The sequence below is a fragment of the Polaromonas sp. P4_F4 genome (assembly GCF_056401355.1).
Window position 1 is genome coordinate 88,082 of the sequence record NZ_JBFUJO010000005.1, and the last position, 26,210, is coordinate 114,291.

Consider the following 26,210-nt stretch of genomic DNA (forward strand, 5'->3'; position numbering starts at 1 on the left):
TCCTCTCTATTATCGGCGTGTCCGATACAGACTTTACGTTCAGCGCAATGCGGCCCCGTTCGTCAGCATTTTGGGCGTAATGAACACCAGCAGTTCAGACTTGGTGGCTGAACGGGTTTTGGTTTTGAACAAGTTGCCAATAGCAGGCAAGTCGCCCAGCAGGGGAACCTTGGTCTCATCTTCCCTGTCGTTCTGCTCAAAGATGCCGCCGATCACCACCGTGCCACCGTTTTCAACCAATACCTGCGTCTGGATGTGCTTGGTGTCGATGGCAAAACCATTGGAAGTGGCCCGACCAACGCTGTCCTTGTTGACATCAACATTCAGGATGATGTTGCCCTCGGGTGTGATCTGGGGGGTAACTTCCAGCTTCAGATTGGCTTTGCGGAAGGCGATCGAGGTGGCGCCGCTGGAGGTTGCCTGCTGATAGGGCAGTTCGGTGCCCTGCTCGATCAGTGCCTTCACCTGGTCCGCCGTCACGATTCGGGGGCTGGACACGATTTTCCCTTTTCCGTCAGCTTCCGCCGCCGAAATCTCGAGATTCAGCAACCTTGTCACCGAAGAATTGAACAGGGAGATGGCGAAGGTGGATGCGGGATAACCATTCTGTCCAACGCCAGGTAAATTTACAAAGTCGCCCGCATTGGTTCCAAAGTTCCCCCCGGCGACCGGTGCGGTACCAGCTGGAATGTTCGGCGCAATGTAAGTGCTGCCAAACATGGCATTGCGATTTCCGTTCAAGGTAAATGGCCGACCGCCAAGCCTGACGCCCAACGATTTCCCAAAGCTGTCAGAGGCCTCAACGATGCGCGCCTCGATCAGCACCTGCCGCACGGGAATATCAAGTTTGGCAATCAAAGCCTGAACCTGTTCGAGTTTGGCCGGTATGTCGGTCACAAACAATTGGTTGGTACGCGATTCCGAGATCACGCTGCCCCGCGTGGACAATATCTTGGTGGCACCTGCACCACTGCTGCCCAACAATCCCGCAGCGATATCAGCCGCCTTTGCATAGTTAAGTTTGAAGTCCTGGGTACGGAGCGCTTCCAGGCTCTGGATCGCATTTCTTGACTCGTGGTCCTGCTTGTCCTTCGCGGCAAGCTCGTCCTTGGGGGCGATCAGCAAGACATTGCCCGTTTTACGCATGCCTAATCCCTTGGCCTGCAAAATAATGTCCAGCGCCTGGTCCCAAGGAACGTCTTTCAGGCGCAGGGTCACGGAACCTGACACGGTATCTGAGGTGACGATATTGAAGTTGGTGAAGTCCGCAATAACTTGCAGCAGCGAGCGGATTTCAATGTTCTGGAAATTCAGGGACAGCTTCTCACCGGTGTATCCGGGGCCTTGGCTGAGCTTGTTGGGGTCAACTTTCTGCGGGCGCACTTCCAGCACAAACTGATTGTCGCTCTGATAGGCGCTGTGCTCCCACGAGCCTTTGGGCTCCACGACCATTCGCACCTTGTCACCGGTCTGGAAAGTGGTGACGGTCTGAATCGGCGTGCCGAAATCGGCCACATCGAGACGACGGCGCAAGCCCTCAGGCAGAGCCGTTTTCAGGAACTCAACCACGAGGGTCTGACCCTGCTGGCGAATATCAACACCGACCTGGTTGTTGGCAAGATCCACGACCACCCGACCCGCGCTGTCAGTGCCGCGGCGAAAATCGATATCCTTCAACGGAAGGACGTCGCGGTTGCGGCTCTCGGCAAACACCGGCGTCGCCGCCGCAGAAGGCGCGGCCAAGGCAGCCGGCTCCAGGGTAATCAGCAGGGACTTGCCTTGTATCTCGGCCTTGTACGCCGTAGGAGCCTTCAGATTGAGCACAACCCGGGTTCGCTCCCCCGCCTGCACCACGTTCGCGGAGCGCAGATTTCCGAGGTTGAGGTCAACCGCAGAGCGTCCCATGGCATTGCTCACGCCCGGAAAGTCAAGCGCAATGCGTGCAGGCGCCTGGATGCTGAAGCCGGTAGGTACGGCTGCAAGCGGTTCGGCCAGATCAATACGGATCACCTCCGCGCCGCCCTGGACGGAGCCAGAGAGGGACTGGATGGTATTTTGCGCCTGCGCCGTCGTAGTAGTCAGCGATGCCGCAAACAGCACCACACTCAGAGAAGCGCCGCGCAACACGCATCCAAGCAAACGTTGCAGGCCGCCTCGCATCGCCTCTGCCTTTAATGCCGATGTCTGCTTGTTATTCATTTTGATCCCTCTAATAACTGTAAAGTCGCTGGCCGCTCTATCCATTCACCTGCAGCGTCTTGCACGATTTCCCGCAGGGCAACACTGGTTTCAGTCACCTTGGTAATACGGCCATAGTTCTGACCCAGATAGTTACCCACTCGAACCTGGTAAATCAGGTTATCGACCCGCACCAGTGCCACGGGCTGGCCGACTTTGATCAGGCTTCCGACCATGACCACGGCGTCCAGAGGAGACGCTTCCAGAGGCTCCTTGCGCCGGCTCAGCTCAGGGGCTACCAGGGCCGCGTTGGCCGTCCCCCGATTGGATTCGCGCTTCAAGGCCTGTGTCAGTTTCTGGTTGCTGAAAGGCTCTATCGAGCCGTCCTGGTTATAGGCTTGCGGCGTGAACTTGGTTGGCTCAGGTAAGGGCTCGACCTTGGGCTTGGTTGCGTTTCGCTGATCCACCATCCACTGTTTCAGCTCCTCCTGTTCGGACGAACTGCAACCGGCCATTCCGAATAAAAACAGCGTCAGGCTGGCGATCAATGCAGAGCGACTGATTCTCATTTCTTGGCCCCCTTGGCAGGAGCGCTCTTGCGCTGCAAGGCCACCTCTTCACCGTCGAGGTAACGAAAAGTCTTGGCCGTGGTATCCATTGTCAGATTGCCATCCTTGGCCGGCAGGATGCTCAGATTGTTCAGGGTGACAATACGGGACAGATTGGCAATATCCGCCGCAAACGCCCCAAGATCGTGATAACGCCCCGTCACGCGCACCGCAATCGGTAATTCCGCGTAGTACTCCTTGACGCTCACCTGACCCGGGCGAAACAACTCAAACTGCAGGCTGCGGCCCAGACCGGCCTGATTGATATCGGACAGCAGGGCATCCATCTCGGCTTTGCTCGGCAGCTGCTTTTCAAGCTGCGTCACATATTGCTGAACCTGCTCACGCTGCTTCTTCAGGGCATCCAGATTGACGGCCTGCACAAGTTTCTTCTTGTAGTCATCCCTGAGCTGAACTTCTTTTGCTTTTTCTGCAGTCAATTCTTCGTCAGAGGCGTTCAGCCCCAAAAACCAGATGGCGACCACCACCAACACAGTCACGGCAAGGCATAGGAGATAGCGCGGTAAAGCCGGCCACGAGGGTGGATCATTCGGATCAAGCCCGCTGAACTGGGCTTTCAGGCTGCGTTGGAAACTGCCTAAATCGACAGAAGATTTTGGTTTTTTTGCCATGATCAGTTTCGTTCAACCCTGGTCTTCATATCTTGGCCGCTGCCGACGCCGAGGCGACGGCAGCTGGCTTGGCTGCGGCAGAAGACGCCGCAGGAAGCGCACGCCCAGCCACTGAACTTGAGGCTGCAGAATTTGCAGCTTTCGGATCACTGGCCCGCTTGAGCCCTACGCGCATGGAGAAGTTGGCTACCCGCCGCTGGTCACGCTGGCTCAGCGCGACCGAGCCGGCGACGATTTCCACGAGTTCCGGTCTCGTCAACCAGGGGCTGTTGTTGGAAAAATTGCGCAACAGTTCGGAAACCCGCTCGTTGGACTGCGCAGTACCGGTGATGAGGACGGTCTGGTTGTCCTGCTTCATGCTGTTGATATAGACGCCATCAGGCAATTGCTTGACCAATTCGCTGAGCAGGTAGACCGGCAGGTTGCGGTTTCCCTGCAAATCTTCCACTGCGCTCTGGCGAGCCCTCAGCGCGGCGATCTCCGCCTGCAAGGTCGCGATCTCCTTGATTTGGCCCTCAAGGCGGGTGATTTCGGTTTTCAGGAAGTTGTTTTTCGCCTGCTGGCTTTCAATTTGAGCCAGATACCAGGTGTACACAGCACCGGAAATCAGCACGCCAACCAGTGCGGCGACACCCAAGGTCGAAAAAAATACCTCGCGCCTGCGCTTGCGCGCCGCTTCCCGGTGCGGGAGCAGATTGATCAGAATCACTGCACGAACCTCCGCAAGGCCAGACCGCAAGACGTCAAATAAGATGACGCTTCACGCCGCATTTTCTTTTCCCGGACATCGCTGCCCAGCTCCATGCCTTCAAAGGGATTGGCCAGCAGGCAGGCAAAGGAAGTCTGCTGCGTGACGGCATCATTGAGCCCAGGCAATGCGGATGAGCCGCCCGCCAGCATCACGTAATCGACTTTGTTATGGGGCGTGCTGGTGAAGAAGAACTGGAGCGCCCGGCCGATTTCCTGTGCCATGCTCTCGACAAAAGGTTTCAGGACACCCGATTCGTAATCTTCTGGCAGGTCGCCACTGCGTTTTTTGCTCTCCGCTTCTTCGGACGAAAAACCGTATTGGCGAACAATCAACTGGGTGAGTTGCGCGCCACCAAAGGCCTGATCGCGCTCATACAACACATCATCGTTCTTGATGACCTGCATGCTGGTGGTCAAGGCGCCCACTTCAAACAGGGCAACCAGCGTATCCACTCCCTTGTTGGGCAGGCTCTCGATCAGCCGTGCCGTTGCCAGCCGGGACGCGTATGACTCCACATCGATCACAATGGGTTTCAGCCCGGCGGCTTCGGCCAGACCCTGCCGGTCCTGCACCTTCTCCTTGCGGGAAGCGGCAATCAGCACCTCGACATCGCCGCTCGATGTGGCGCTGGGCCCCACCACGCAGAAATCCAGACTGACCTCGTCGAGCGAAAAGGGTATGTACTGGTTGGCTTCGGTTTCGACCTGAAGCTCAAGTTCGGCATCGCTCAGGCCACCTGGCAGGACGATTTTCTTGGTGATCACCGCTGAGGCAGGTAGCGCCATGGCCACATTTTTGGTTCGCGTTCCGCTCTTTTTAACCAGCCGGCGCACCGCTTCGGCCACCTCGTCGAATTTCTCGACATTGCCATCGGTGATCCAGCCCCGTTCCAGCGGCTCTATCGCGCAGCGGTCAAGCACCAGGTTACCGGCCTTGTCACGGCTCAACTCCACCAGCTTGACGCTGGACGAACTGATATCGAGGCCCAGCAGAGCTGGCTCTTGACTGTTAAATAACGATCCCAAAGAGATCAAGGCGGTCCCCAAATGACGGCTAATATGTAGCCCTGCATACTTAAGAAATCACTTGAATAGTAGCAGTAAGCTCTTTGTGCTGTAAGGATTTTTCTCATTTCAGGCACCCAGAACGTTGTCAAAAGCAGACGGTTTTGACGGACCACACCGACAGCAACTGAGGCAAAGAGCTGTCTGCAAACGTAAAAGTATGGCGCGCTGGAAGGCACCAGATACGTACGTGTTTCAGGGATTTTTATAATGAGCTTCGCGACTTTACGATTGCCTACATGCCCACCAAGCCCTCCTCTTCGAACTCAAACGCCCACGCAGTGATGCAGCCCTCCTGGCAACGCTGGCTGACCAAGCTGGTTTTGTGGGGCGCCGGGCTGGCGCTGGCGGGGGTGGTCGGCATCGTTCTGTTTGTAGCCGTCGCCTTGTCGGTGGCCTACCCCAACCTGCCAGACATCTCGGATTTATTGGACTACCGGCCCAAGTTGCCGCTGCGCGTGTATTCCGCAGATGGCGTGGTGATTGGCGAGTTTGGCGAAGAACGCCGAAACCTCACGCCCATCAAAGACATCCCGCAAGTCATGAAGGACGCCGTACTGGCGATCGAGGATGCCCGCTTCTTTTCGCATGGTGGTGTGGACTACCTTGGCGTGATCCGCGCCGGCTTTGCCAATGTGGGCCGGGCAAAAAGCCAGGGCGCCTCCACCATCACCATGCAGGTGGCCCGCAATGTGTACCTGTCCGCCGAGAAAAGCTATACCCGCAAGATTTATGAAATCCTGCTGACCTTCAAGCTGGAGCACCTGCTGACCAAGGACCAAATCCTGGAGATCTATATGAACCAGATTTTCTTGGGTAACCGGGCCTATGGCTTTGCCGCTGCTTCAGAGGCTTATTTTGGCAAACCCCTCAAGAACATCTCCATTGCCGAAGCCGCGATGTTGGCCGGTTTGCCCAAAGCGCCCTCGGCATACAACCCGATCATCAACCCCAAGCGCGCAAAAGCCCGCCAGCTCTACATCATTGAGCGCATGCAGGAGAACGGTTTCATCACGGCAGAGCAGGCCAAGGCCGCCAAGGAGGAGGAGCTTCAGGTCAGGAACGGGCGCGATGCCGGCCGTGTGCATGCCGAATATGTCGCTGAAACTGTTCGCCAACTGGTCTACAACCAGTACGGCGACGAAACCTATACCCGCGGCCTCAATGTTTACACCACCTTGCGCGCGGACGACCAGACGGTAGCCTACAAGGCCTTGCGCAAGGGCATCATGGACTACGAACGCCGGCAAATTTACCGGGGCCCTGAAAAATTCATCGACCTTCCCGCCAACCCGCAAGAGACGGAAGATGCGATTGACGACGCACTGACCGACAATCCCGATAACGGCGACGTGATGTCGGCTGTGGTGCTTGAAGCCAATCCGAAACGGATTCTCGCGATGCGCCAGAACAGCGAAACGGTTGAAATCACCGGCGAAGGCCTCAGACCGGCACAATCTGGCCTGGCCGACAAGGCCGGCCCCAGTATCAAAATCCGCCGTGGCGCCCTGATCCGGGTGGCCAAAACGCCTAAAAACACCTGGGAAATCACCCAACTACCTGAAGTTGAAGGGGCATTTGTAGCGCTGGACCCGCGTGACGGCTCCATCCGCGCGCTGGTGGGCGGGTTTGATTTTGAGAAGAACAAGTTCAACCACGTGACCCAAGCCTGGCGGCAACCGGGCTCCAGCTTCAAGCCGTTCATCTATTCGGCGGCCCTGGAGAAGGGCTTCACGCCGGCTACCGTGGTCAATGACGCGCCACTGTTTTTTGACGCCGGAGTGACGGGCGGCCAGCCCTGGGAGCCCAAAAACTATGACGGTACCTTTGAGGGCCCGATGAATTTGCGGACCGGCCTGAAGAAATCAAAAAACATGATTTCCATCCGCATTCTGCAATCCATAGGCGCCCCCTATGCGCAGGACTGGATCAGTCACTTCGGGTTTGAGGCGGAAAAGCATCCGGCTTACCTGACCATGGCACTGGGTGCCGGGTCCGTCACGCCCATGCAAATGGCCACGGCTTATTCGGTGTTTGCCAATGGCGGCTACCGCGTCAACCCCTACCTGGTTACCAAAATCACCGACCAGCGCGGCAAGGTGCTGCTCGAAGCCACGCCGCCAGTCCTGGACGAGTCGGCCAGGGCCATCGATGCCCGCAATGCCTTCGTCATGGACAGCCTGCTGCAGGAAGTGGCGCGCTCAGGCACGGCGGCCAAGGCGCAGGCGACCCTCAAGCGTCCCGATCTTTTCGGCAAAACCGGCACCACAAACGACTCGATCGACACCTGGTTCGTGGGTTTTCAACCTACCCTGGCGGCAGCTGTCTGGATGGGTTACGACACGCCCAAAAAGCTTGGCGATCGGGAAACTGGCGGCGGCCTGAGTTTGCCCATCTGGATCAACTTCATGGAATACGCCCTGAAAGGCGTACCGGTCACCGAATACCCGCCGCCCGAAGGCGTGGTGAACGTCAGTGGCGAGTGGTACTACAACGAGTATGCGAAGGGCTTGGGGGTGAGCAGCGTGGGAACGCAGGATCCGGCAGCTGTCAACGCTGGCCAACTGCCAGCCCCGGGCACGCCAGGCGGCCCCATTCAGGTATTGCCGCCCTCCGACGAAAAGAAACGGATTCTGGATCTGTTCAAAAACTGACAGGCACAAGCTGCGGGGAACGATCCAGTCTCCTGGTCCGATACCGAGGCCATGGTCGGTGCGGACGGGGCCGGCGCGTGCTGCGGCCCCGCCCGTTCACCCGGTCAGTTGGGCTGGCGCCCTGAACACCAGCGACTGGCCCGCCTGCTCACTGGCGTAACGCGACAAACCGGTGAAAAACTCGCTGGAGTCCTTGGTGTCCCTCCACTGGCCGTCATGAAATTTATAGTGAAAGCCACCCGCCCTGGCAGCCATCCAGATTTCCTGCAATGGTTTTTGCAGATTGATGACGATCTGGCTCCGGTTTGAAAATGTCAGCGTGATCATGCCGCCGGTGCGCTGGTTGTCGATGTCAGCATCGGTTTCATCGTTGATCCGGTCGCAGGCCGTCTCAACGGCCCTGAGCGCGCTCTCAGCCAGGTCCTGGTATTCAAGGTCCGTCATTACAATCCCATCATGGTTTCTTCACATCATTCGTGGTTTCAAATTTTAGGCTGCCTTCGGGCTTTTGCTTCCAGGCATGGCCTTGCAGCCATCGTGGTTGGCGCTGCGGCAGCACTCGCCGGTTGCGGCCAGAAAGGCCCGCTCTTCCTTCCCGCGCCGCCCAAGGCGCCCAATGCTACGGCAACAACCCCCGTTAATCCGGGCGCAGCAGCGACGGCGGTGGCACCGGCCACATCTGCTTCGGCCGCCCGATGAATTCCGCCGTCTGGCCAGCCGGTGCACATCCCTCGCCTGGCAGGAATACAGGTGCCCACGCTCCTGAAGCTTGAAAACAAAGGCGGGGACGGCTTGGGGCCTTGATTCCATCATGGCTTTCGATGCTGACACTCCGTAAGATCAACCGCCCTAGACCCAACGTTTTGACAACCGGCTCATTCATGACAGACCACAAGCTCCCAGGCCACCCTCATTTTGCATACCGTGGCAAGGACCTGTTTGCCGAAAACCTGAAGGTCAGCGAATTGGCGAGCAGGCACGGCACGCCGCTATTTGTTTATTCCAGGGCTGCAATGCTGTCGGCCCTGGCCGCTTACCAGCGCGGCTTTGCCGGGCGCGATGTGCAGATCTGCTATGCCATGAAGGCCAACTCGTCGCTGGGCGTGCTGCAAGTGTTTGCCCGGGCCGGCTGCGGTTTTGACATCGTTTCGGGAGGCGAGCTGGAGCGCGTGCTCGCGGCTGGTGGCGAGGCCGGAAAAATCATTTTCTCCGGTGTCGGCAAAACGCGCGCCGAAATGCGGCAAGCGCTGGAGGCCGGCATTGGCTGCTTCAACGTCGAGAGCGAAGCCGAGCTGGATGTGCTGTCCGGCGTCGCCGCGACGATGAACTTGCGTGCACCGGTGAGCATTCGCGTGAATCCGAATGTCGACCCCAAGACGCATCCCTATATTTCCACGGGGCTCAAAGACAATAAATTCGGCGTTGCCCATGAAGACGCCCTGCGCATTTACCAGCACGCGGCCTCCCTGCCCGGCTTGCAGGTCGTGGGTATTGACTGCCACATCGGCTCCCAGATCACGGAAACCACACCCTACCTCGACGCCATGGACCGGGTGCTTGATCTCGTCGCCTCCATTGAAAACGCGGGCATCGCACTGGACCACATCGACTTCGGCGGCGGTCTGGGCATCAATTACAACGGTGACACCCCGCCCGAAGCCGACGCGCTGTGGCGGCAACTGCTGGCCAAACTGGACGCCCGCGGCTATGGCAACAAGAAGCTGATGATTGAGCCGGGTCGTTCGCTGGTCGGCAACGCCGGCATTTGCCTGACCAAGGTGCTCTACCTGAAACCCGGTGAGCAGAAAAACTTCTGCATCATCGACGCGGCCATGAACGACTTGCCGCGTCCGGCCATGTACCAGGCTTTTCATGCCATTGTCCCGGTGGTATCCGGCAGCCACTCCCCGGCCAGCACATACGACGTCGTGGGTCCGGTCTGCGAGAGCGGCGACTGGATCGGCCGTGACAGGTCGCTAGCCGTCAGCGCGGGCGACATGCTGGCGGTGTTGTCAGCGGGCGCTTACTGTATGAGCATGGCCAGCAACTACAACACGCGCGGCCGCGCCGCCGAGGTGCTGGTCGATGGCAACCAGGCGCACCTGATACGCCGCCGCGAAGATGCGCAGGACCAGATGCGCCATGAGCAGCTGGTGGCCGAATAAAGCCAGCGAGGGCACTGGCAGGGGCGCCCGCATCAGGCGATGCAGCCAGCCATTCAAGACGATAGTTTGACGCGCCCGCTGGGCAGGGGCTGCGGCCTCTTTTTCTTCAGGTACTGCTGCAAGCGCCAGCCGAGAAGCAGCGCAATGATGACGGCATACACAAACACCTCGGCAAAATTGTTCTTGGCCGCGCGCATCCAGAAGAAATGCAGCAGCCCCAAACCGGCAATCAGATAGACCAGCTTGTGCAGCCATTGCCAGCGCCTGGCGCCCATGGCCTTGATGGCGGCATTGAACGACGTGGCGGCCAGCGGCGTCAGCAGCATAAACGCGGTAAATCCCACCAGGATAAAGGGCCGCTTGGCGATGTCTTTGGTGATGTCCGGAATATCGAAACCCATGTCAAACCAGCTGTAGCTCAGCAGGTGGGTCACCACATAAAAATAGGCAAACAGCCCCAGCATGCGCCGAAATCGCGCCAGTGCCGGCGTGTTGCTGATGACCCTCAAAGGCGTGACCGCCAGCACAATACAGATAAAGCGCAGCGTCCAGTCTCCGGTGGCCCGAATCAGCGCTTCAGCCGGGTTGGCGCCCAGCTGGTCGTTCAGCGCGCTGTAAAACAGCCAGGCAAAAGGCAGCAGGCAGAGGACGAACAACAACGGCTTGGCGGCGGAATGCAGCAACAGCCTTTGGCGCGAAATCATCTGGGAACCTTCAGAAAAACTTCTTGAGATCCATGCCGGCATAGAGCTGGCCCACCTGCGCTTCATAGCCGTTGAACACCAGGGTCTTGCGCTTCTTGGCGAACAGGCCGTCTTCGCCGATGCGGCGTTCGGTGGCCTGGCTCCATCGGGGATGGTCCACGTTCGGGTTCACATTGGAATAAAAGCCATACTCCTGTGCCGCCGCCTTGTTCCAGGCGGTCCGTGGCTCCTTGTCGGTGAAGCGGATCTTGACGATGCTCTTGCCACTTTTAAAGCCGTATTTCCAGGGCAACACCATGCGCACCGGTGCGCCATTCTGGTTGGGCAGCACTTCACCATACATGCCGAAGGTCAGCAAAGCCAGCGGATGCATGGCCTCATCCATGCGCAGGGCCTCGACGTAAGGCCAGTCAAGCACGCGGGAACCGACAAAGGGCATGGTTTTAGGGTCGGCCTGGCTGATGAATTCCACATATTTGGCGCTGCCCAGCGGTTCGACTTTCCTGATCAGCTCGGACAGCGAGTACCCCACCCACGGAATCACCATGGACCAGCCCTCCACGCAGCGCAGGCGGTAAATGCGCTCTTCCTGCGGGCTGAACCTGATCAGGTCTTCCAGCGTGTAGGCTTTGGGCTCCTTGACCAGCCCTTCAATGGCCACCGACCAGGGCTTGGTCACCAGCGTATGGGCGTTTTTGGCCGGGTCGGCCTTGTCCGTGCCAAACTCATAAAAGTTGTTGTACGTGGTGACGTCTTTGTAGTCGGTGACTTTGTCCATGACTACTGCACCCGCCACGGCCGATTTGCCGCCGGCCAACAACGCCAGCTTGCCGGGCTTTGGCACCGCCTGCGCCAAAGCCTCGCGGCCGGCCCAACCGGCCAGCGCGGCACCCGCCGTACCCGTAGCCATCAGCTTGATCAGTTCGCGCCGGGACTGGTAAATGCCCTGCGGTGTGATCTCGCTGGGAACCGGGTGGTCAAACCCGCTGGCGTTCGTCTTGATGAGCATCTGAGGTCCTTGAAGTTGCTTTAGTGGTTAGTCTGATGACGCAGCCAACCCTTACATGGATGTTTACAAGGACCCGGTTCGCGGCTACAAGGTTCCGTAACTGTGCAGGCCCGACAGGAACATGTTGACACCCAGAAAGGCAAAGGTGGTGACCGCCAGACCGACCAGTGCCCACCAGGCGGCGACCGTTCCGCGCAGGCCTTTCATAAGCCGCATGTGCAGCCAGGCGGCGTAGTTCAGCCAGACAATCAGGGCCCAGGTTTCCTTCGGATCCCAGCTCCAGTAGCCACCCCAGGCCTCAGCGGCCCAGAGTGCCCCCAGCACGGTCGCAATCGTGAAAAAGGCAAAGCCAACAGCGATGGCCTTGTACATCACGTCGTCAAGTATTTCGAAGCTGGGCAGGCGCGCGGCAATGCGCTGGCGGCCCAGCAAGAGCCCGCCGGCAATCAATCCGGACACCAGCAGATAACCGGCCCAGTAATTACCGCCGCCTACCTCGGCGGGCGACTTGCGGAAAACAATCGGCACGAAACACAGCACGACGCCCAGCAGCCACAAGGGGGTGAGTTTGTACCAGCGGGTTTCGCCGGCCTGCTGCTTGATCAGGTAGGACAGCGACACCATGGCCGACAGCGAGAACATGCCGTAGCCGATGAAATTGGCCGGCACATGCAGCTTCATCCACCAGCTTTTGAGGGCCGGCACCAGGGGCTGGATCTCATGGGCTTCGCGCACCACGGTGTACCACAGGAGGAAGCCGACGGCGGCACTCACCACCAGCATCACGAAGGCACCCAGGGCGCGGGTGTCGTACTGCGCTTCAAAGTAAAGGTAAAACGCCGCTGTCATCCAGCAAAACAGCACAAACACCTCATACAGGTTGCTCACGGGGATGTGCCCGATGTCGGCGCCGATCAGGTAGCTTTCGTACCAGCGCACCAGCGTGCCGATCAAGGCCATGCCCACGGCCACCCAGGCGATTTTCGAGCCCAGCGATTCCAGCGTGGCGCTCTGGCCCGAGCCCTCACGCCCGGCAAACATCCCGAGCCAGTAAAAAATCGTGCTCATGAAAAAGAGCACGCTCATCCACAGGATGGCCGACTGGCTGGAGAGGAAATACTTGAGCCAGAACACCTGCTCCGCCCGTGCCAGGTCGCCCTGGTAAGACACGATGCCGAGCAGGGCAAAGCCGGTGACGGCCGCCATCAGCACCCGCAGGGGACGCCAGAACCAGCCCATGGCAATGGCGGCCGGCATGGCAGCCAGCAGGATGCCCTTTTCGTACACATCCATGAAAGCGTTGTAACGGGCAAAGGCGTACAGGCCGCCCGCCAGAACCAGCGCCGCGAACACCCAGTCCAGCGCGTTACGCCGGGCGAAATAGCCTTCATGCAGGTTGAGCGTACTGTCTTGCCCCGAACGACGCCCCGCCGTCAGCGTGGTGGTGTTGATGGCTGCTGTGTAGCTAGAGGGGGTGTTCATAAAGGCGCCTGCAACAGTTTCGTTTTCAACATCTCAAACTCCCTGTCACCATCCATGGTTTTGCGGTTGGTGGACAAGGCCATGGTGGCGTGGCTGCTGGAGCCTGATTCTGGCACTGAATGCGCCGGGCCGCCGCCCTCGCCGGAATGACCCGGATTACCCGGATTGCCACTGCCTGGCGCCAGCCAGACCCAGACACGGCGCTCCCGCACGTACAGCATCGCGAACACCCCCAGGATCAGGAAGGCACAGCCCAGGTAAACAATGTTCCTACCCGGCGCCCGGGCCACCTGGAACACGCTGGCCTGGACCTGCGTGAAGTCTTTCAGCGCAAAGGCCATGGGCGCAGGATAGTGGTGGGCATCCGACAGGCTGAGCACCATCTGGGACATGAACCCCTGCGTCTTGTCGTCCTGCGCCAGCGGCTTGAGGCCGTTTTGCGCCCGCGTCATCTGGGTCAGCTCAAACAGCACACCGTTGAGGATGCGGATCAACACCTCACCCGCGCGGTTGCGCTCGGCCTCGGGCACATTGGCTTCCATGAAGTCGGAGATAGCCTGCAGGCCGGCCGGCGTTTTGACATTGCCCGACGGCGCGCCATCAGGCCCCGCCCCCGCAAACAGGGCCAGTGCGCGCGAGGCCGACGCCGTCAGCTGCTGCGCCAATTCCGGCCGGTCAGCGCCAATGGCCTGGCTGGCATAACGCTTGACCGCCAGCTCGCGCTGCACGGGGTCGGCCAGCGCGGCGCGCACGCGCAAAAAGGTGTCCATGCCGCCTTCGGCATCCACGGGAATGCGCAGGTACTGAAATGGGTCGGCTGGCGTTTCGCGCACACCCATCAGGTACACCGCCGGACTGTCAGTGCCGTCCTCCATCTTGACGGGCAACATGTAATTGTTGAATTCACGGGCCTGGCCCGCGGCATCGCGCAGCTTGTAACTCACGCTGGGGCCGATATTGCGCAGTTCCTTGCGTGTCACCGTCTTGTTGGCCGCCCCCAGCCGCGTGTCAATGGCCTGGTGCAGGTCAACCTTGCGCACATCCGTCCCCGAACCCGCCCCCAGGGTGCTGGCCGACGCGAAGTTCTCCACGTTGATGACGCGCAGCCCGGTGTACTCGAGTGTGAGTTTGTCCGCGCCGTTGGTCAGGTTACTGGCGCCGCCGATCGTGCCCTGGATTTCAAATGCCTTGGCCGCAGGGGCCATGGGAATGGCCTTGAGCGTGACACTGGAGCCACCGTCGTCAAAACTGGACTGGTAAATCTCTATGCCCTTGTGGCGTGCCGGATGATTGACTTCCACCCGCGCCGGAATCTTTTCGCCGGTTTCCCGGTCATGAATGATGATGTCGCTGGCAAACAGCTTGGGCATGCCGGTGGAGTAGTACTCGACGATGAACTTCTTCAACTCGATCGAAAACGGCAGCTCCTGCAACAGCACTCCGCCCGGCTGGTTCAGGATGGCGGTGCCCGATTGCGTGCCTTCGGCCACCAGGAGGTTGCCCCGAAAGGTCGGGTTGCGGTCGCTCAGGCGGTGCTGGGCCGGCACGTCGGCAATCAGCCCGCCACCGGTGTAGGTGGACTTGCCGCCCAGCCACATCTGCGCGCGCACCACCATGTCGCCATCCAGCAAGCCGCCCACGCACACCAGCACGATGGCGCTGTGCGCCCCGATGTACCCGAGTTTGTTGGCGGCCCCCTTTTTGGCCGCCACCATCCAGCCGGCGTCACGGCGCTGCAGCTTGACCTTCCAGCCGCTTTGCACCAGCGTCTGGCCAATGCGCCGGGCGGCCACTTCGGGCGCCTCGGAAAGCGCGCCCTCTGCGCGATGGCCAAAAGCCTTCAGGCTTTGCTCGCGGACGTTTTCCTTCAGGTGGTTCAGGTCAGCCAGGATTTTCGGCGTGTTGCGGGCAATGCACAGGCTGGTGCTGGTGACCAGAAAAGCCAGGATCAGCAAAAACCACCAGGCACTGTAGACCGTGTTCAGGCTCACCAGGCTGAACACCTGTGCCCAGAACGGTCCAAACTGGTTCACGTAATTGCCAAGCGGCTCCTGCTGCTTGAGCACCGTGCCAATGACCGAGGCAATGCAGATGACGGTCAGTAACGAAATGGAAAACCGCATGGACGACAGCAACTCCACGGACGCCTGAAGGGAGCGGGAGCCCCAGTGGACTTTCATGCCTTGGGTGGAAACTGTCATGCGTGAAATGGGGCCGTATGCCGGTTCAAAGGGTCAACAAAAAAGAAAAAGGCGGGGCTTTCATCAGAAAGACCCGCCATGGTGTGATTGGTTTTGGAGGCTTGGGTTCAATACAGCGGACGATCTGGCGTCCTTTTCTGCGGAAAAGGGTTTACCGGCCTGGCAAACCCACCTGTTCAACGCAAGCCGGCAATGTAATCGGCCAGTGCGCGGATCTCGCGGTCATTGAGCTTGACAACGACCTGGTTCATTTGCGGGCTGTTCTTGCGGGCTCCGTCGCGGAAGGATGTCAACTGCGTGGCGGTGTATTCAGCATGCTGGCCCGACAGGCGGGGGTATTGTGACGGGATGCCGGCGCCCGTCGGGCTGTGGCAGCCGGCACACGCGGCGATCTGGCGGTCGGCCACGCCGCCGCGGTAAATGCGCTCACCGAGAGCCACCAGTTCCTTGTCTTTGGCGAAACCGGTTTTGGCTTTTTTCGAACTGACCCAGTAAGCGATGTTTTTCATGTCCTCATCGGACAGCGCCGAGGCAAAACCCTGCATGATGGCGTTTTTGCGCTTGCCGGATTTGAACTCCTGCAACTGCTTGACCAGGTATTCCGGGTGCTGCTGGGCCAGCTTGGGGTTGGCAGGTGTACCCGAATTGCCGTCGGCGCCGTGGCAGCTGGCGCACACTGCGGTAAAGCTGGCTTCGCCCTTCACCAGGTCGGGTTTGGCGACCTTGGCAGGGGCTGCCGCAGCGGGCGCCGCGGCCGCGTCGTGCGCAGGCGCCTCGCCGGCAGCAAAAGACGACACGGCAGGCATGGCCAGCAAGGCGGCCAGTAGGGAAGTAGCAAACAGCTTCATATCGGGGTGTTTTAATTGGTTGGCGCACAAAACTTCGAACTTTCTGATTTTACAATGGCTTGGAGGCGGCCCCGCTTATCCGGGTATTGCCTGCACTCCTGCCTCTGGCCACCGACCTGCTGGCTGACACCCCTTCACCGCATGCCAGTCCACGCCACCGCATGCAAACGACCTCGAGGGACTGCCCGACCATGACTTCATCCTCCCCTGCCAGCCCGCCCGTTGCCGCCCCCCCAGATTCCAAGATCGCCATGGGCTGGCTGCACACGGCCAAATTCCTGACCACGGCGCCTGAACTCAAGCACCTGCCGCGACTGGACGTGCCTGAAATCGCTTTTGTGGGGCGTTCCAACGCCGGCAAGTCGACCTGCATCAACACCCTGACGCAGCAGCACCGCCTGGCCTTTGCCTCCAAGACGCCGGGCCGCACACAAAGCATTAACCTGTTCTCGCTGGGCAAACAGGGGGTCACCGACGCGGTGCTGGCCGATTTGCCGGGCTACGGCTATGCGGCCGTACCCAAGGAAGCCAAATACCGCTGGCAGCAAGTGATGGGCAACTACCTGCAGACCCGCGACAACCTCAAGGCCGTGGTGCTGCTGTGCGACCCGCGGCTGGGGCTGACGGAGCTGGACGAAATCCTGCTCGACGTGCTTCGCCCCCGGGTCGAAGAAGGACTGAAATTCCTGGTGTTGCTGACCAAGTCGGACAAACTCAACAAGACCGAAGCGGCCAAGGCGCTGTCCATTGCGCGACTGCAGGCCGGTGGCGGAGACGTCAAACTCTTTTCTTCGCTGAAGCGCAAGGGCGTGGAAGAGGTGGCCCAGCATCTGTGGGACTGGGCCCATCCGCCAGAAAAACCGGCCAAAAAGCAAAAGGCCGAACCTGGCACCGAGGCCGCTGCAACCGACGACGCCTGAGCCGGCCCGGTTGCCATTGCCGGCCATGGTGCCGCGCCGCTGAAGCATCAAACCAAAATGACTGCAGTCCAGATCTGACGTGGACCAACAGCTATTGAAAGAGCTCTTGAAAGCGCAGCACCATGATTGAAACCAGTTTGCAGGAACTGCCGCATGGCATCACCCTGTCGTGCCGCAGCGCCGGCGCGAGAGGCCGGCCGGTGCTGATGTTCCTGCATGGCTTCCCGGAAGCCGCCTTTGTGTGGGACGGCCTGCTCACCCACTTTTCCCAACCCGGCAATGGCGGCTTTCGCTGTGTGGCACCCAACTTGCGGGGCTTTGAGCACTCGAGCGCCCCGGCCGACGTGGCCGCCTACCGCGCCAAACACCTGGTGCAGGACATTGCAGCCCTCATTGCGCTGGAGTGCGCTGAGGACCCGCGCGGCGGCCAGCTGGCCTGCCTGGTGGCCCACGACTGGGGCGGCGCGGTAGCCTGGAACCTGGCAGCGAGCCAGCCCCATTTGATGAAAAAACTGGCCATCATCAATTCACCGCATCCCGCTACCTTTCTGCGCGAACTGCAGCACTCTGCCGACCAGCAGGCGGCCAGCGCCTATATGAATTTCCTGATCCGACCGGATGCCGAGGCGCTGCTGGCGGAAGACGACTTCCGCCGCCTCTGGGAATTCTTCAGCAACATGGGCGCTGTCAACGGGCCTCACGCCTGGCTGACTGAAACAGTGCGGGCCCGGTACCGCGAGGTCTGGCGCCTGGGCCTTCGCGGCCCCTGCAATTACTACCGGGCCTCACCCCTGCGCCCGCCCCGGCCCGGCCCGCCGCACCACGACCCGGCCGCTGCGGGCGTGACCCTTCCGCGCGAGATGCTCGAAGTCCACCTTCCCACCCTGGTGCTCTGGGGCACGGGCGACGTCGCGCTGCCCCCCGCGCTGCTGGACGGCCTGGGTGACTATGTACCGCAAATGGATCTGCGCCGCATGGAAGGCGCCACGCACTGGGTCGTGCATGAGCAGCCGGAACGGGTAGCCGCTCATCTGCAGCAATTCCTGCAGGTCACCAGACCGAATTACGATTGAGTGATTGAGTAGAGCTTAAAGCGCCAGTCTCCGGTCCATATACTGGATCAAAGGCTGGATCAAAGGCTGGATCAAAGGCAACTTTCGCCTGAAAAAACGCCAAGCCGCGGCCTGGTTTAATACAGCGAAGGCGCGCCCTCGGGCCGCGTCTTGAAACGTTTGTGCACCCAGTAGTATTGCGCCGGCATGGTGGCAATGTAGTCCTGCAGGCGGGCATTCATCCGGGCGGTGTCAGCCACCGGATCATTGCTAGGATAATTTTCCCAGGTGGGCAGCACCTCGATCTCGTAGCCCCTCGCAGTGATGCGCGGCAATATGGACAAGACCTTGGCCCGGCCCAGCCTGGCAAAGCGCGGCAGCGAGGGCACGGTCGCCGTGGGAATACCGTAAAAAGGCACAAACACCGAATCTTCCGGCCCAAAATCCATGTCGGGCAGCAGGTACAGCGGTTGCCCTTCGCGCACCGCCGCCACAATGGGTTTGACGCCGTCGATCCTGCCAAACAGGCGCAAATGGCCAAAACGCTGGCGGCCGCGCAGTATCCACGCATCGACCAGCTTGTTGGACTGGTCCGTGTAAATCGTGGTCGATGTCCGCGGGACCTGCAGCTGCAGGGCCACGCCCGCCCACGCTGCATCCATGCCCACAAAATGCGGACAAAAAGCCACCGTCGGTTCATTGCCCGCCAGTTCCTGCACGGCACCTGTCAGTTGCACCCGCCGCTGGACCCAGGCCTGCGGCGCATGCCACAGCCAGCTGCGGTCCAGCCAGGCTTGCGCGAAATAGATGAAGGTCTGTTGCGCAAGCTTGCGTCGCTCGGCCTCGGAGCGTTCGGGAAAGCACAGGGACAAATTGGTCTGCACCACCCGCCGGCGCGACCCCACCAGGGCATACAGCATCCACCCCAGCACCACACCCAGCGCCCGGATCCAGGACAAGGGCAGGCAGGCCAGCACCTGCATGAAGAGGATGCCCGCGCGGGTGGCGAATTCGCTGGCTATTTGACGGGGTGTTTTCAAAGGGTGTCCTTGCGGGATGCTTCATGGCGAGGGGTCTTGTAGCGCGCATAACCCCACAAATACTGCCCAGGCTGGCTCAGCACGATGGCCTCGATCGCCTGGTTGATCAGCGTCACGGCACGCAGCATATCGGCTTCGCGAGACACATCGGTCGTGCCGCGCGCATCCAGTCCCGCCACCGGTGGCCAGATTTTCAGCCAATAACCCCGCCCGCGCGGCAACCGCTCACAACTCACGGGCAGCAGTGCGGCACCGCTTTGCAGCGCCAGCCGGGCAGCCAGTGTCATGGTGTAGGCCGGTCGGCCAAAAAAAGGCGCCCAGACACCCAGCCCTTCCGGCGGCACCTGGTCGGTCAACATCGCCACCGCGTGATTAGCCTTCAGGGTTTTGTGCATCAGGCGGATACCGCTCAGGGAGGCGGGCAGCACGGTGAGATTCGGCCGGTCGCGGGCAAGCCGCTCCAGCCGCGCCAGCCAGGGCTTGCGCGCCGGGCGGTAAATGGCCGCGATCGGGCCATACAGTTCGGCCAGCGCCTGCGGTCCCAGCTCAAAACTGCCGCAGTGGGGGCCGAAAAAGATCACCCCCTTTCCCCGCGCAAAACCCTCGGCCGCATGGGACTGGCCCTCCAAGCGGACATTGGCCAGGCAGGACTGCTCCCGGGGGCGCAGCCACAGCTTGGGCAACTCGGCCACAAAGCGCCCCGCCTCGGCAATTGCCGGCCGGGCGGTCTCAAACGGCAACCCGGCCTGCGCCACATGGGACCGGAACTGCGTCCGGTAGCGTGGACTTAAGGCCCATACCAGCCAGCCCAGCAGCCCGCCCAAGGCGTGCAGGGCGGCCAGCGGCCAGAGGGAGAAAAAATGGAATAACCAGCGCATACAAGGGGTGTTGGGGAGCAGCTTCAGGCAAAAACGCAAGGTCTTATAATGCAGGGGTCGCCGAGTTACTGAACAACTTGCAGGGCGACATTAAACCAAACTGCTAAAGCGTTCGCCGAGGCACCCCAAGCCGGCAACGCGCCGACAAACTTTATGGAGTGTACGCAATGGCGAACGATTTTCTTTTTACTTCCGAATCCGTCTCCGAAGGCCATCCCGACAAGGTCGCCGACCAGATTTCCGATGCCATCCTCGATGCCATTTTCAAGCAGGACCCGCGCAGCCGCGTGGCGGCCGAGACGCTGACCAACACCGGCCTCGTCGTGCTGGCCGGTGAAATCACCACCAATGCGCATGTCGACTACATCCAGGTCGCGCGCGACACCATCAAGCGCATCGGCTACGACAACACCGAGTACGGTATCGACTACAAGGGCTGCGCCGTGATGGTCTGCTACGACAAGCAGTCCAACGACATCGCCCAGGGCGTGGACCATGCCAGCGACGACCACCTGAACACCGGCGCCGGTGACCAGGGCCTGATGTTCGGCTACGCCTGCGACGAGACACCCGAGCTGATGCCCGCACCGATTTACTACGCCCACCGCCTGGTGGAGCGCCAGGCCCAGTTGCGCAAGGACGGGCGGCTGCCCTTCCTGCGCCCCGACGCCAAAAGCCAGGTGACCATGCGTTATGTCGACGGCAAGCCGCACAGCATCGACACCGTGGTGCTGTCGACCCAGCACAGCCCCGACCAGAGCGAGACGCAAACGAAGATGAAGGCATCGTTTACCGAAGCCATCATTGAGGAGATCATCAAGCCGGTGCTGCCCAAGGAATGGCTCAAGGAGACCAAATACCTGATCAACCCGACCGGCCGTTTCGTCATTGGCGGCCCGCAGGGCGACTGCGGCCTGACTGGCCGCAAGATCATCGTCGACACCTATGGCGGCGCCTGCCCGCACGGCGGCGGCGCCTTCTCCGGCAAAGACCCTTCAAAAGTGGACCGCTCGGCCGCCTATGCAGCCCGTTACGTCGCCAAGAATATCGTGGCGGCCGGCCTGGCGCGCCAGTGCCAGATCCAGGTGGCCTACGCGATTGGCGTGGCGCACCCGATGAACGTGACGGTGTACACCGAAGGCACCGGCGTGATCTCTGACGAGAAACTCTCGGCACTGGTCAATGAGCACTTTGACCTGCGTCCCAAAGGCATCATCCAGATGCTGGACCTGCTGCGCCCGATTTATGAAAAGACGGCGGCTTATGGCCACTTCGGCCGGGATGAGCCCGAGTTTTCCTGGGAACGTACGGATCGAGCCGCTTTGCTGCGAAACGCAGCAGGCCTGAAAGGCTGAGCCGCCGGCCGCGGCAGAGCGATAGGCCGGCGATCTCACCCTGCCAGGAGGCATCCCTTCCCACGGCGGGCCACGCTCCAGAAAGCCACCTGCGGGTGGCTTTTTTCATGTGCGCATTTTTTGTGCAGGACTACAATTTTGAGCACCCGGCCGGATTGGCCAGCCCGCCCAAACGCGCAATAGCCCGACCCGGTTGGGCGAAAGTGGCCGTTTCGAGATCATCACGAAAGTCCGCATGCGACGAATTACCAACCAGATGACGGTCAACATTGCCTGTGCGTTGATGGCCGTATTCACCCTCATTGGCATCAGTGAGTTGTCCTACCAAAAATCCGTCCACGCGATGGATGACCTGACTGAGGCGCATGTCACGCGCACCCATCTTCAACGGTTGCTGCGCGACATGCTGGATGCCGAAACAGGACAAAGAGGCTATCTCCTGACGGCGGACACCGCCTACCTGGAGCCCTACCGGACGGCGATTGCCGACCTCAGCCAGACGCAGGACTTGCTGACCAACCTGTTTGCCAACCAGCCCGAGCAGAGCGCCGCGCTGGCCGTACTGGGCCGGACCGTGCAGCGCAAACTGGCTGAAATGGACCTGTCCATCCGCATGAAAAATGAGGACAAGGAAGACGCCTGGAAGTTTGTCCTGACCTCCGACGTGGGCAAGGAACAAATGGACACCATACGTGCCAGCTCCACGCAATTGATCGAAACGAGCCTGACGCGGACCTCGCAAAGGCATGCGGACATCCGGCGGTCACTGTTGCTGTCCCGGGTGGGCATCACGCTGGTGGCCGCCGTTGGGCTGCTGGCATTCTGGCTGTATTTGCGCCAGACCGCCGTGCTGAAACTGGCCGATCAGCATCAGCAGGCCGCGCTGCAGGCCGAACGCGACTTGCTCGATGCCCAGGTTCAGGAACGCACCGAGCGCCTCGCCGAACTGGCCACGCACCTGCAACAAGTCCGTGAGGACGAGCGAGGGCATCTGGCGCGGGAACTCCATGACGAACTCGGCGCGCTGCTGACTGCCGCCAAGCTGGATGTCGCCCGTATCAAGGCCAAGTTGCCCGGCGACACGGGCGATCTGCAGACGCGGGTTCAGCACCTGGTTGAGACGCTTAACAGCGGTATCGCACTCAAGCGGCGCATTATTGAAGACCTGCGCCCCTCCTCCCTGGCCACCCTGGGCTTGCTACCCTCCCTCGAAATTCTGGCCGGCGAGTTCGGCCAGCATGCCGGCTTGGCCATCACCACCGATCTTGAGCCGGTTGACCTGGATGGGGCGACGGAATTGACGGTTTACCGGATCATCCAGGAAGCACTCACCAATATTGCCAAACACGCCGAAGCGCAGCTCGTGGAGATTGCCGTACTCAACTACAAGGACCATGTCATCGTGACCGTGCGCGACGACGGCAAGGGGTTTGATCCGCAGGCTATCGGCGCTTCCAGCTATGGCCTGCTGGGAATGCGCCACCGGGTGGAGGCTTGCGGCGGCCGTCTCACCATCGAGTCCATGGGCAGCACCACCATTCGGGCAGTGTTTCCGTCTGCCGCCCGTAAAAAGCCCGGGCAGCCCGCCCTGGCTGACGAAAGCGCTGTCACGGACAAAGGGCTGGCCTGAGCCCCAAGGGCGACCACGCCCACCGGGCAAGCAATCGCGGCAACCAGCCCCATCCCCGTGCAGGGTGATTTTCAACGGGGCGTGCGCCCAACTCCCCGGAGGGCGCCTTATCGGATCCGGGCTGGGCCATGGTCTTGCTCATACCCCGGCCATACTCACTCGCCTGACGGTTGAATAAAAATATTCAATAAAATCAATAACTTAAACGGAATTTCTTGCCAGAATGAACACCGATAGGACTGGAGAAGTTAAAAGTCAGCTGTCGATTCTCATTTAACTGTGCATCCTTGATTTATATAAATCAAGGACTTACCGGAGTTTTATGCAGGCAGCTTTGAACTGCCGTTTCACTTAACTCTGAATTTTCCGGTATTAAATTCATTTAACTTTGAATTTTCTTTTGATTAGGCGATTTGCAACGGACGCCCTCCATAGTGAGCCGGTCGCACTCGAGAGCTTCTAGCCTCATCGGAAACCGAGGGGGTTGGGCTTCCCCGATTTCACGGACACACATGGCTGTGTGTCATAACCTCTGGTTAATGCCGCCGGCCACCTTGGGTTTCGGGTGGCGCAGCCGGGTCTTGCAAGGCCATGACCGCGGAGATTTCCACGGCAGCGTGACGAGGCAATTGCGCCACACCCACTGCGGTGCGTGCATGACGACCTTTGTCGCCCAGCACGGCAATGAGGAGATCCGAGGCCGCATCGGCCACTGCACTATGGTCCGCAAAACCCGGTGCGCCGCACACGTAGACCTTCAGTTCCAGCACCTGCGCGACGTGGTCCAGTGAGCCCGCCATATCGTTGGCAACCGAAAGAAGCCTCAGGGCGCAGATTTGCGCCGCACGCCGGGCCTCTGGCAGACTCACTTCAGCACCCACCGCGCCGGTGACAGCGACGGCGGGCCCCTCGCGCGGAAGCTGCCCGCTGAGATACAGCAGGTCGCGCAAGCGGACCGCCGGAACGTAATGGGCCGCTGCCGTGATGCCACTAGGTAGTGCAAGTCCCAAGGCCCGCAACCGCTCGAACGCGCCATGGCTATTCATAGCTGCGTCCAGTCGACCCGGCCGCTGACCCAGCAGCCCTGCACTTGCCCTGATGCGCCGAAGCGCGCGCGCACCACGATCGCCGAGGGCTTGCCCATCGCATCGCCCTGGCGCACGACACAGTTGGCCAGCGCTGTCGGCGTCCCAGCGGCGATCTGGCCCGTACCTTCGAGATACCCCCAAAGCGCTGCCGCGGCGATGCCGGTGGCAGCGTCCTCGGGATAGCCAGAGGCCCTGGGGAACTGGCGTGCAAACAGCATCGAAGCCCCGAGCCCCAGGTCTTCGAACGCATAGGGATACAGCCCCGTGGAGCCGATATCCCGGCAGACTGCTTCAATGGCGCCGAAGTCGGGTACCAGCGCCTGCAACTGCGCTACGCTGGTCAGTCGGACCAGCGTCTTCACCCGGCTGGTCGATGCATTCGTCATCGGCGGCAGCGAACCGGAGGGGGCCAGCCCCAGAACGGAGGCAACCAACGACTGGTGAGCATTGAATAGCTCCGTCCATGTGGCGCGCGGCTGCGAAATCCACACATGTTGATGCCCTTCGTCCCAATGCGCGTCCACCAGTCCGCTGAGCGTCTGGACCACGGCACTAGGGTGGGACCATACGCCCCAGTGCCGCAAGGCCCAAAGCACACCAACCGTGGCATGGCCGCACATTTCCATCTCGTGCTGGGGCACGAAGAACCGGATTCGCCAATCGGCACGCGGGTCCGTGGCCGGCAGGACAAAGGCCGATTCGTGGCCGTAGCGTTGCGCAACGCCTTGCATCTGTGCATCGGACATGCCTGATGCGTCCGCGACCAGTGGTACCGGGTTGCCGCCACCTGGCGCGTGGATGAAGACGCGCAAGCCTACAACTTCGCCCGCAGCAGGAGGAAGGTGCAATGCGTCAGTCAAGCGATGCTCCCACGGCCTTCGCGACCTGACCCCAGCCCTGGACGTCCCTAGCGACGGTGGCTTGCAGTTCCTGTGGCATGCTTGGGCGCGCGTTGATTCCTTTGGAGGCCAGGTCAGCAGACACGGTCCGGTCCGACAGTACCTTGTTCAACGCGGCATTGAACTTCTCGACGATGGGTCGCGGCGTGCCCTTTGGAAACACGATGCCGTACCACAGCGTCTGGTCCAATCCAGGCAGCCCTTGCTGTGCAAAGGTGGGGATGCCCGCGATCAGCGCGTTGGGCCCGGTGCTTCCCACCGCCTTGACCTGACCAGAGCGGATGTAGGGCGCCAAACCCACCGGGTTGTCAAACATCAGCTGCACCGACCCACCAATCAAATCGGTATACGCCGGCGCTGCGCCGCGATAGGGGATGTGCACCAGGGGGACGCCGATCTGCTGCTTGAACTTCTCGCCCAACAGGTGCGACACCGTACCTCGGCCGACCGAGGCGTAGCTATAGCGTTGCGGGTTCTGCTTGAGGACCGCGATTAGCGATTTGGCGTCCGCAGCCTGCAGGCTGGGGTGCACAGCCAGCACGTAGGGCGACGTGCCGATGAATCCAGCGTACTCGAAATCCTTGGCCGGGTCATATGACAGAGTCTTGTAGACGCTGGTGCTGACCGCGTGGGTGCTGGTGGTGGCAACACCCAGCATGTAGCCATCGGGCGCAGCCTTGGCGACGAATGCCGAACCGATGGTGCCACCGGCGCCGCCGCGGTTGTCAATAACCAGGGGCTGGCCCAGTTCGCGCTGCAGCATGGGCTGTATGGCGCGGATCACCAGGTCGGTGCCGCCGCCCGAGGGAAACGGCACGACGACAGTGAGCGGCCGTGCCGGCCATGCCTGGCCGAGCGCGATGAATGAGGCTCCGGCGGCTAACAGCGCCAGCAAGGCGCGCCGCAGGCGGTGTTGAGGGGGTTGGGACATGAAGAGGCTCCTTGTAATGTGACGGTTCGATGCTAGGAGCCGCCTCGCTAAAGCCCAAACCCTGGCACGACAGGCGGTGATCCAAAACACGACAACCAGTGGCGCCTGGAGCGGCGTATGA

At 60.7% G+C, this 26,210-nt stretch carries 23 protein-coding genes; 7 read left to right on the top strand and 16 right to left on the bottom strand.

The genetic code is table 11. The annotated features are described in order from the left end of the window. Positions 1-39: 39 nt before the first annotated feature. From AC1DUR_RS07595 to AC1DUR_RS07615, 5 genes are read right to left on the bottom strand one after another with little or no spacing between them, the layout of a single operon-like run. Complete coding sequence (locus AC1DUR_RS07595) at positions 40-2,160, bottom strand: type IV pilus secretin PilQ (RefSeq protein WP_477717784.1); 2,121 nt, start codon at positions 2,158-2,160, stop codon at positions 40-42. 35 nt (positions 2,161-2,195) lie between these two features. Next, positions 2,196-2,747 carry a pilus assembly protein PilP gene (locus AC1DUR_RS07600; RefSeq protein WP_477717693.1) on the bottom strand — a complete coding sequence of 184 codons (552 nt, stop codon included), beginning with the start codon at positions 2,745-2,747 and terminating at the stop codon, positions 2,196-2,198. After that, positions 2,744-3,418, bottom strand: a complete 675-nt coding sequence (locus AC1DUR_RS07605; protein ID WP_477717692.1) for a type IV pilus inner membrane component PilO — start codon at positions 3,416-3,418, stop codon at positions 2,744-2,746. Before AC1DUR_RS07605 ends, AC1DUR_RS07600 begins: the two co-directional genes overlap by 4 nt. A 25-nt stretch (positions 3,419-3,443) precedes the next feature. Next, positions 3,444-4,127 carry a PilN domain-containing protein gene (locus AC1DUR_RS07610; protein ID WP_477717691.1) on the bottom strand — a complete coding sequence of 228 codons (684 nt, stop codon included), beginning with the start codon at positions 4,125-4,127 and terminating at the stop codon, positions 3,444-3,446. Continuing rightward, positions 4,124-5,203, bottom strand: a complete 1,080-nt coding sequence (locus AC1DUR_RS07615) for a pilus assembly protein PilM (RefSeq protein ID WP_477717690.1) — start codon at positions 5,201-5,203, stop codon at positions 4,124-4,126. Before AC1DUR_RS07615 ends, AC1DUR_RS07610 begins: the two co-directional genes overlap by 4 nt. Before the next feature lie 269 nt (positions 5,204-5,472). Between AC1DUR_RS07615 and AC1DUR_RS07620 the strand changes: the two genes are divergently transcribed. Then, positions 5,473-7,887, top strand: coding sequence for a penicillin-binding protein 1A (locus AC1DUR_RS07620; protein ID WP_477717689.1), 2,415 nt, complete (start codon positions 5,473-5,475; stop codon positions 7,885-7,887). A gap of 96 nt (positions 7,888-7,983) precedes the next feature. On the opposite strand, the gene cyaY is transcribed toward AC1DUR_RS07620, so the two are convergent. Further along, positions 7,984-8,331: an iron donor protein CyaY gene (cyaY, locus tag AC1DUR_RS07625; RefSeq protein WP_477717688.1), complete on the bottom strand. Its 348-nt coding sequence runs from the start codon at positions 8,329-8,331 to the stop codon at positions 7,984-7,986. Between the two features lie 12 nt (positions 8,332-8,343). Between cyaY and lptM the strand changes: the two genes are divergently transcribed. Beyond that, positions 8,344-8,586 carry an LPS translocon maturation chaperone LptM gene (gene lptM, locus AC1DUR_RS07630; RefSeq protein ID WP_477717687.1) on the top strand — a complete coding sequence of 81 codons (243 nt, stop codon included), beginning with the start codon at positions 8,344-8,346 and terminating at the stop codon, positions 8,584-8,586. Between the two features lie 182 nt (positions 8,587-8,768). After that, a complete protein-coding gene (gene lysA / locus AC1DUR_RS07635; RefSeq protein WP_477717686.1) occupies positions 8,769-10,052 on the top strand; it encodes a diaminopimelate decarboxylase in 1,284 nt (427 codons plus the stop codon). Between the two features lie 53 nt (positions 10,053-10,105). Here the strand turns inward: lysA and AC1DUR_RS07640 are convergent, their stop codons facing one another. From AC1DUR_RS07640 to AC1DUR_RS07660, 5 genes are all read right to left on the bottom strand, one after another. Further along, positions 10,106-10,756, bottom strand: a complete 651-nt coding sequence (locus tag AC1DUR_RS07640; RefSeq protein WP_477717685.1) for a protein-methionine-sulfoxide reductase heme-binding subunit MsrQ — start codon at positions 10,754-10,756, stop codon at positions 10,106-10,108. Between the two features lie 10 nt (positions 10,757-10,766). Further along, positions 10,767-11,765, bottom strand: a complete 999-nt coding sequence (gene msrP / locus AC1DUR_RS07645; protein ID WP_477717684.1) for a protein-methionine-sulfoxide reductase catalytic subunit MsrP — start codon at positions 11,763-11,765, stop codon at positions 10,767-10,769. Between the two features lie 84 nt (positions 11,766-11,849). After that, complete coding sequence (ccsB, locus tag AC1DUR_RS07650; RefSeq protein WP_477717683.1) at positions 11,850-13,247, bottom strand: c-type cytochrome biogenesis protein CcsB; 1,398 nt, start codon at positions 13,245-13,247, stop codon at positions 11,850-11,852. Next, on the bottom strand, positions 13,244-15,448 hold the full coding sequence (locus AC1DUR_RS07655; protein ID WP_477717682.1) for a cytochrome c biogenesis protein ResB: 2,205 nt from the start codon (positions 15,446-15,448) through the stop codon (positions 13,244-13,246). The genes ccsB and AC1DUR_RS07655 overlap by 4 nt, the downstream gene beginning before the upstream one ends. Positions 15,449-15,624: 176 nt before the next feature. Then, positions 15,625-16,296, bottom strand: a complete 672-nt coding sequence (locus AC1DUR_RS07660; protein WP_477717681.1) for a c-type cytochrome — start codon at positions 16,294-16,296, stop codon at positions 15,625-15,627. Positions 16,297-16,487: 191 nt separating this feature from the next. Between AC1DUR_RS07660 and yihA the strand changes: the two genes are divergently transcribed. Together yihA and AC1DUR_RS07670 are read left to right on the top strand one after the other, a co-directional pair. Further along, positions 16,488-17,216 carry a ribosome biogenesis GTP-binding protein YihA/YsxC gene (gene yihA / locus AC1DUR_RS07665; RefSeq protein WP_477717680.1) on the top strand — a complete coding sequence of 243 codons (729 nt, stop codon included), beginning with the start codon at positions 16,488-16,490 and terminating at the stop codon, positions 17,214-17,216. Between the two features lie 122 nt (positions 17,217-17,338). Then, on the top strand, positions 17,339-18,289 hold the full coding sequence (locus AC1DUR_RS07670; RefSeq protein ID WP_477717679.1) for an alpha/beta fold hydrolase: 951 nt from the start codon (positions 17,339-17,341) through the stop codon (positions 18,287-18,289). A gap of 116 nt (positions 18,290-18,405) precedes the next feature. On the opposite strand, the gene AC1DUR_RS07675 is transcribed toward AC1DUR_RS07670, so the two are convergent. Further along, the gene (locus tag AC1DUR_RS07675) at positions 18,406-19,308 is read right to left on the bottom strand and encodes a lysophospholipid acyltransferase family protein (protein WP_477717678.1); all 903 of its coding nucleotides are present in this window, start codon (positions 19,306-19,308) and stop codon (positions 18,406-18,408) included. After that, positions 19,305-20,186 carry a lysophospholipid acyltransferase family protein gene (locus tag AC1DUR_RS07680; RefSeq protein ID WP_477717677.1) on the bottom strand — a complete coding sequence of 294 codons (882 nt, stop codon included), beginning with the start codon at positions 20,184-20,186 and terminating at the stop codon, positions 19,305-19,307. The genes AC1DUR_RS07675 and AC1DUR_RS07680 overlap by 4 nt, the downstream gene beginning before the upstream one ends. A 167-nt stretch (positions 20,187-20,353) precedes the next feature. On the opposite strand from AC1DUR_RS07680, the gene metK reads away from it, so the two are divergent. Further along, positions 20,354-21,541, top strand: a complete 1,188-nt coding sequence (metK, locus tag AC1DUR_RS07685; protein WP_477717676.1) for a methionine adenosyltransferase — start codon at positions 20,354-20,356, stop codon at positions 21,539-21,541. 235 nt (positions 21,542-21,776) lie between these two features. Continuing rightward, positions 21,777-23,171: a sensor histidine kinase gene (locus tag AC1DUR_RS07690; protein ID WP_477717675.1), complete on the top strand. Its 1,395-nt coding sequence runs from the start codon at positions 21,777-21,779 to the stop codon at positions 23,169-23,171. Positions 23,172-23,707: 536 nt separating this feature from the next. Here the strand turns inward: AC1DUR_RS07690 and AC1DUR_RS07695 are convergent. From AC1DUR_RS07695 to AC1DUR_RS07705, 3 genes are read right to left on the bottom strand one after another with little or no spacing between them, the layout of a single operon-like run. Next, positions 23,708-24,217 (bottom strand): RidA family protein, encoded by a 510-nt coding sequence (locus AC1DUR_RS07695; protein WP_477721493.1) that lies wholly within the window; start codon positions 24,215-24,217, stop codon positions 23,708-23,710. Continuing rightward, on the bottom strand, positions 24,214-25,119 hold the full coding sequence (locus tag AC1DUR_RS07700; protein ID WP_477721494.1) for a PhzF family phenazine biosynthesis protein: 906 nt from the start codon (positions 25,117-25,119) through the stop codon (positions 24,214-24,216). Before AC1DUR_RS07700 ends, AC1DUR_RS07695 begins: the two co-directional genes overlap by 4 nt. Next, positions 25,112-26,089 (bottom strand): Bug family tripartite tricarboxylate transporter substrate binding protein, encoded by a 978-nt coding sequence (locus AC1DUR_RS07705; protein WP_477721495.1) that lies wholly within the window; start codon positions 26,087-26,089, stop codon positions 25,112-25,114. The genes AC1DUR_RS07700 and AC1DUR_RS07705 overlap by 8 nt, the downstream gene beginning before the upstream one ends. Positions 26,090-26,210: the final 121 nt, after the last annotated feature.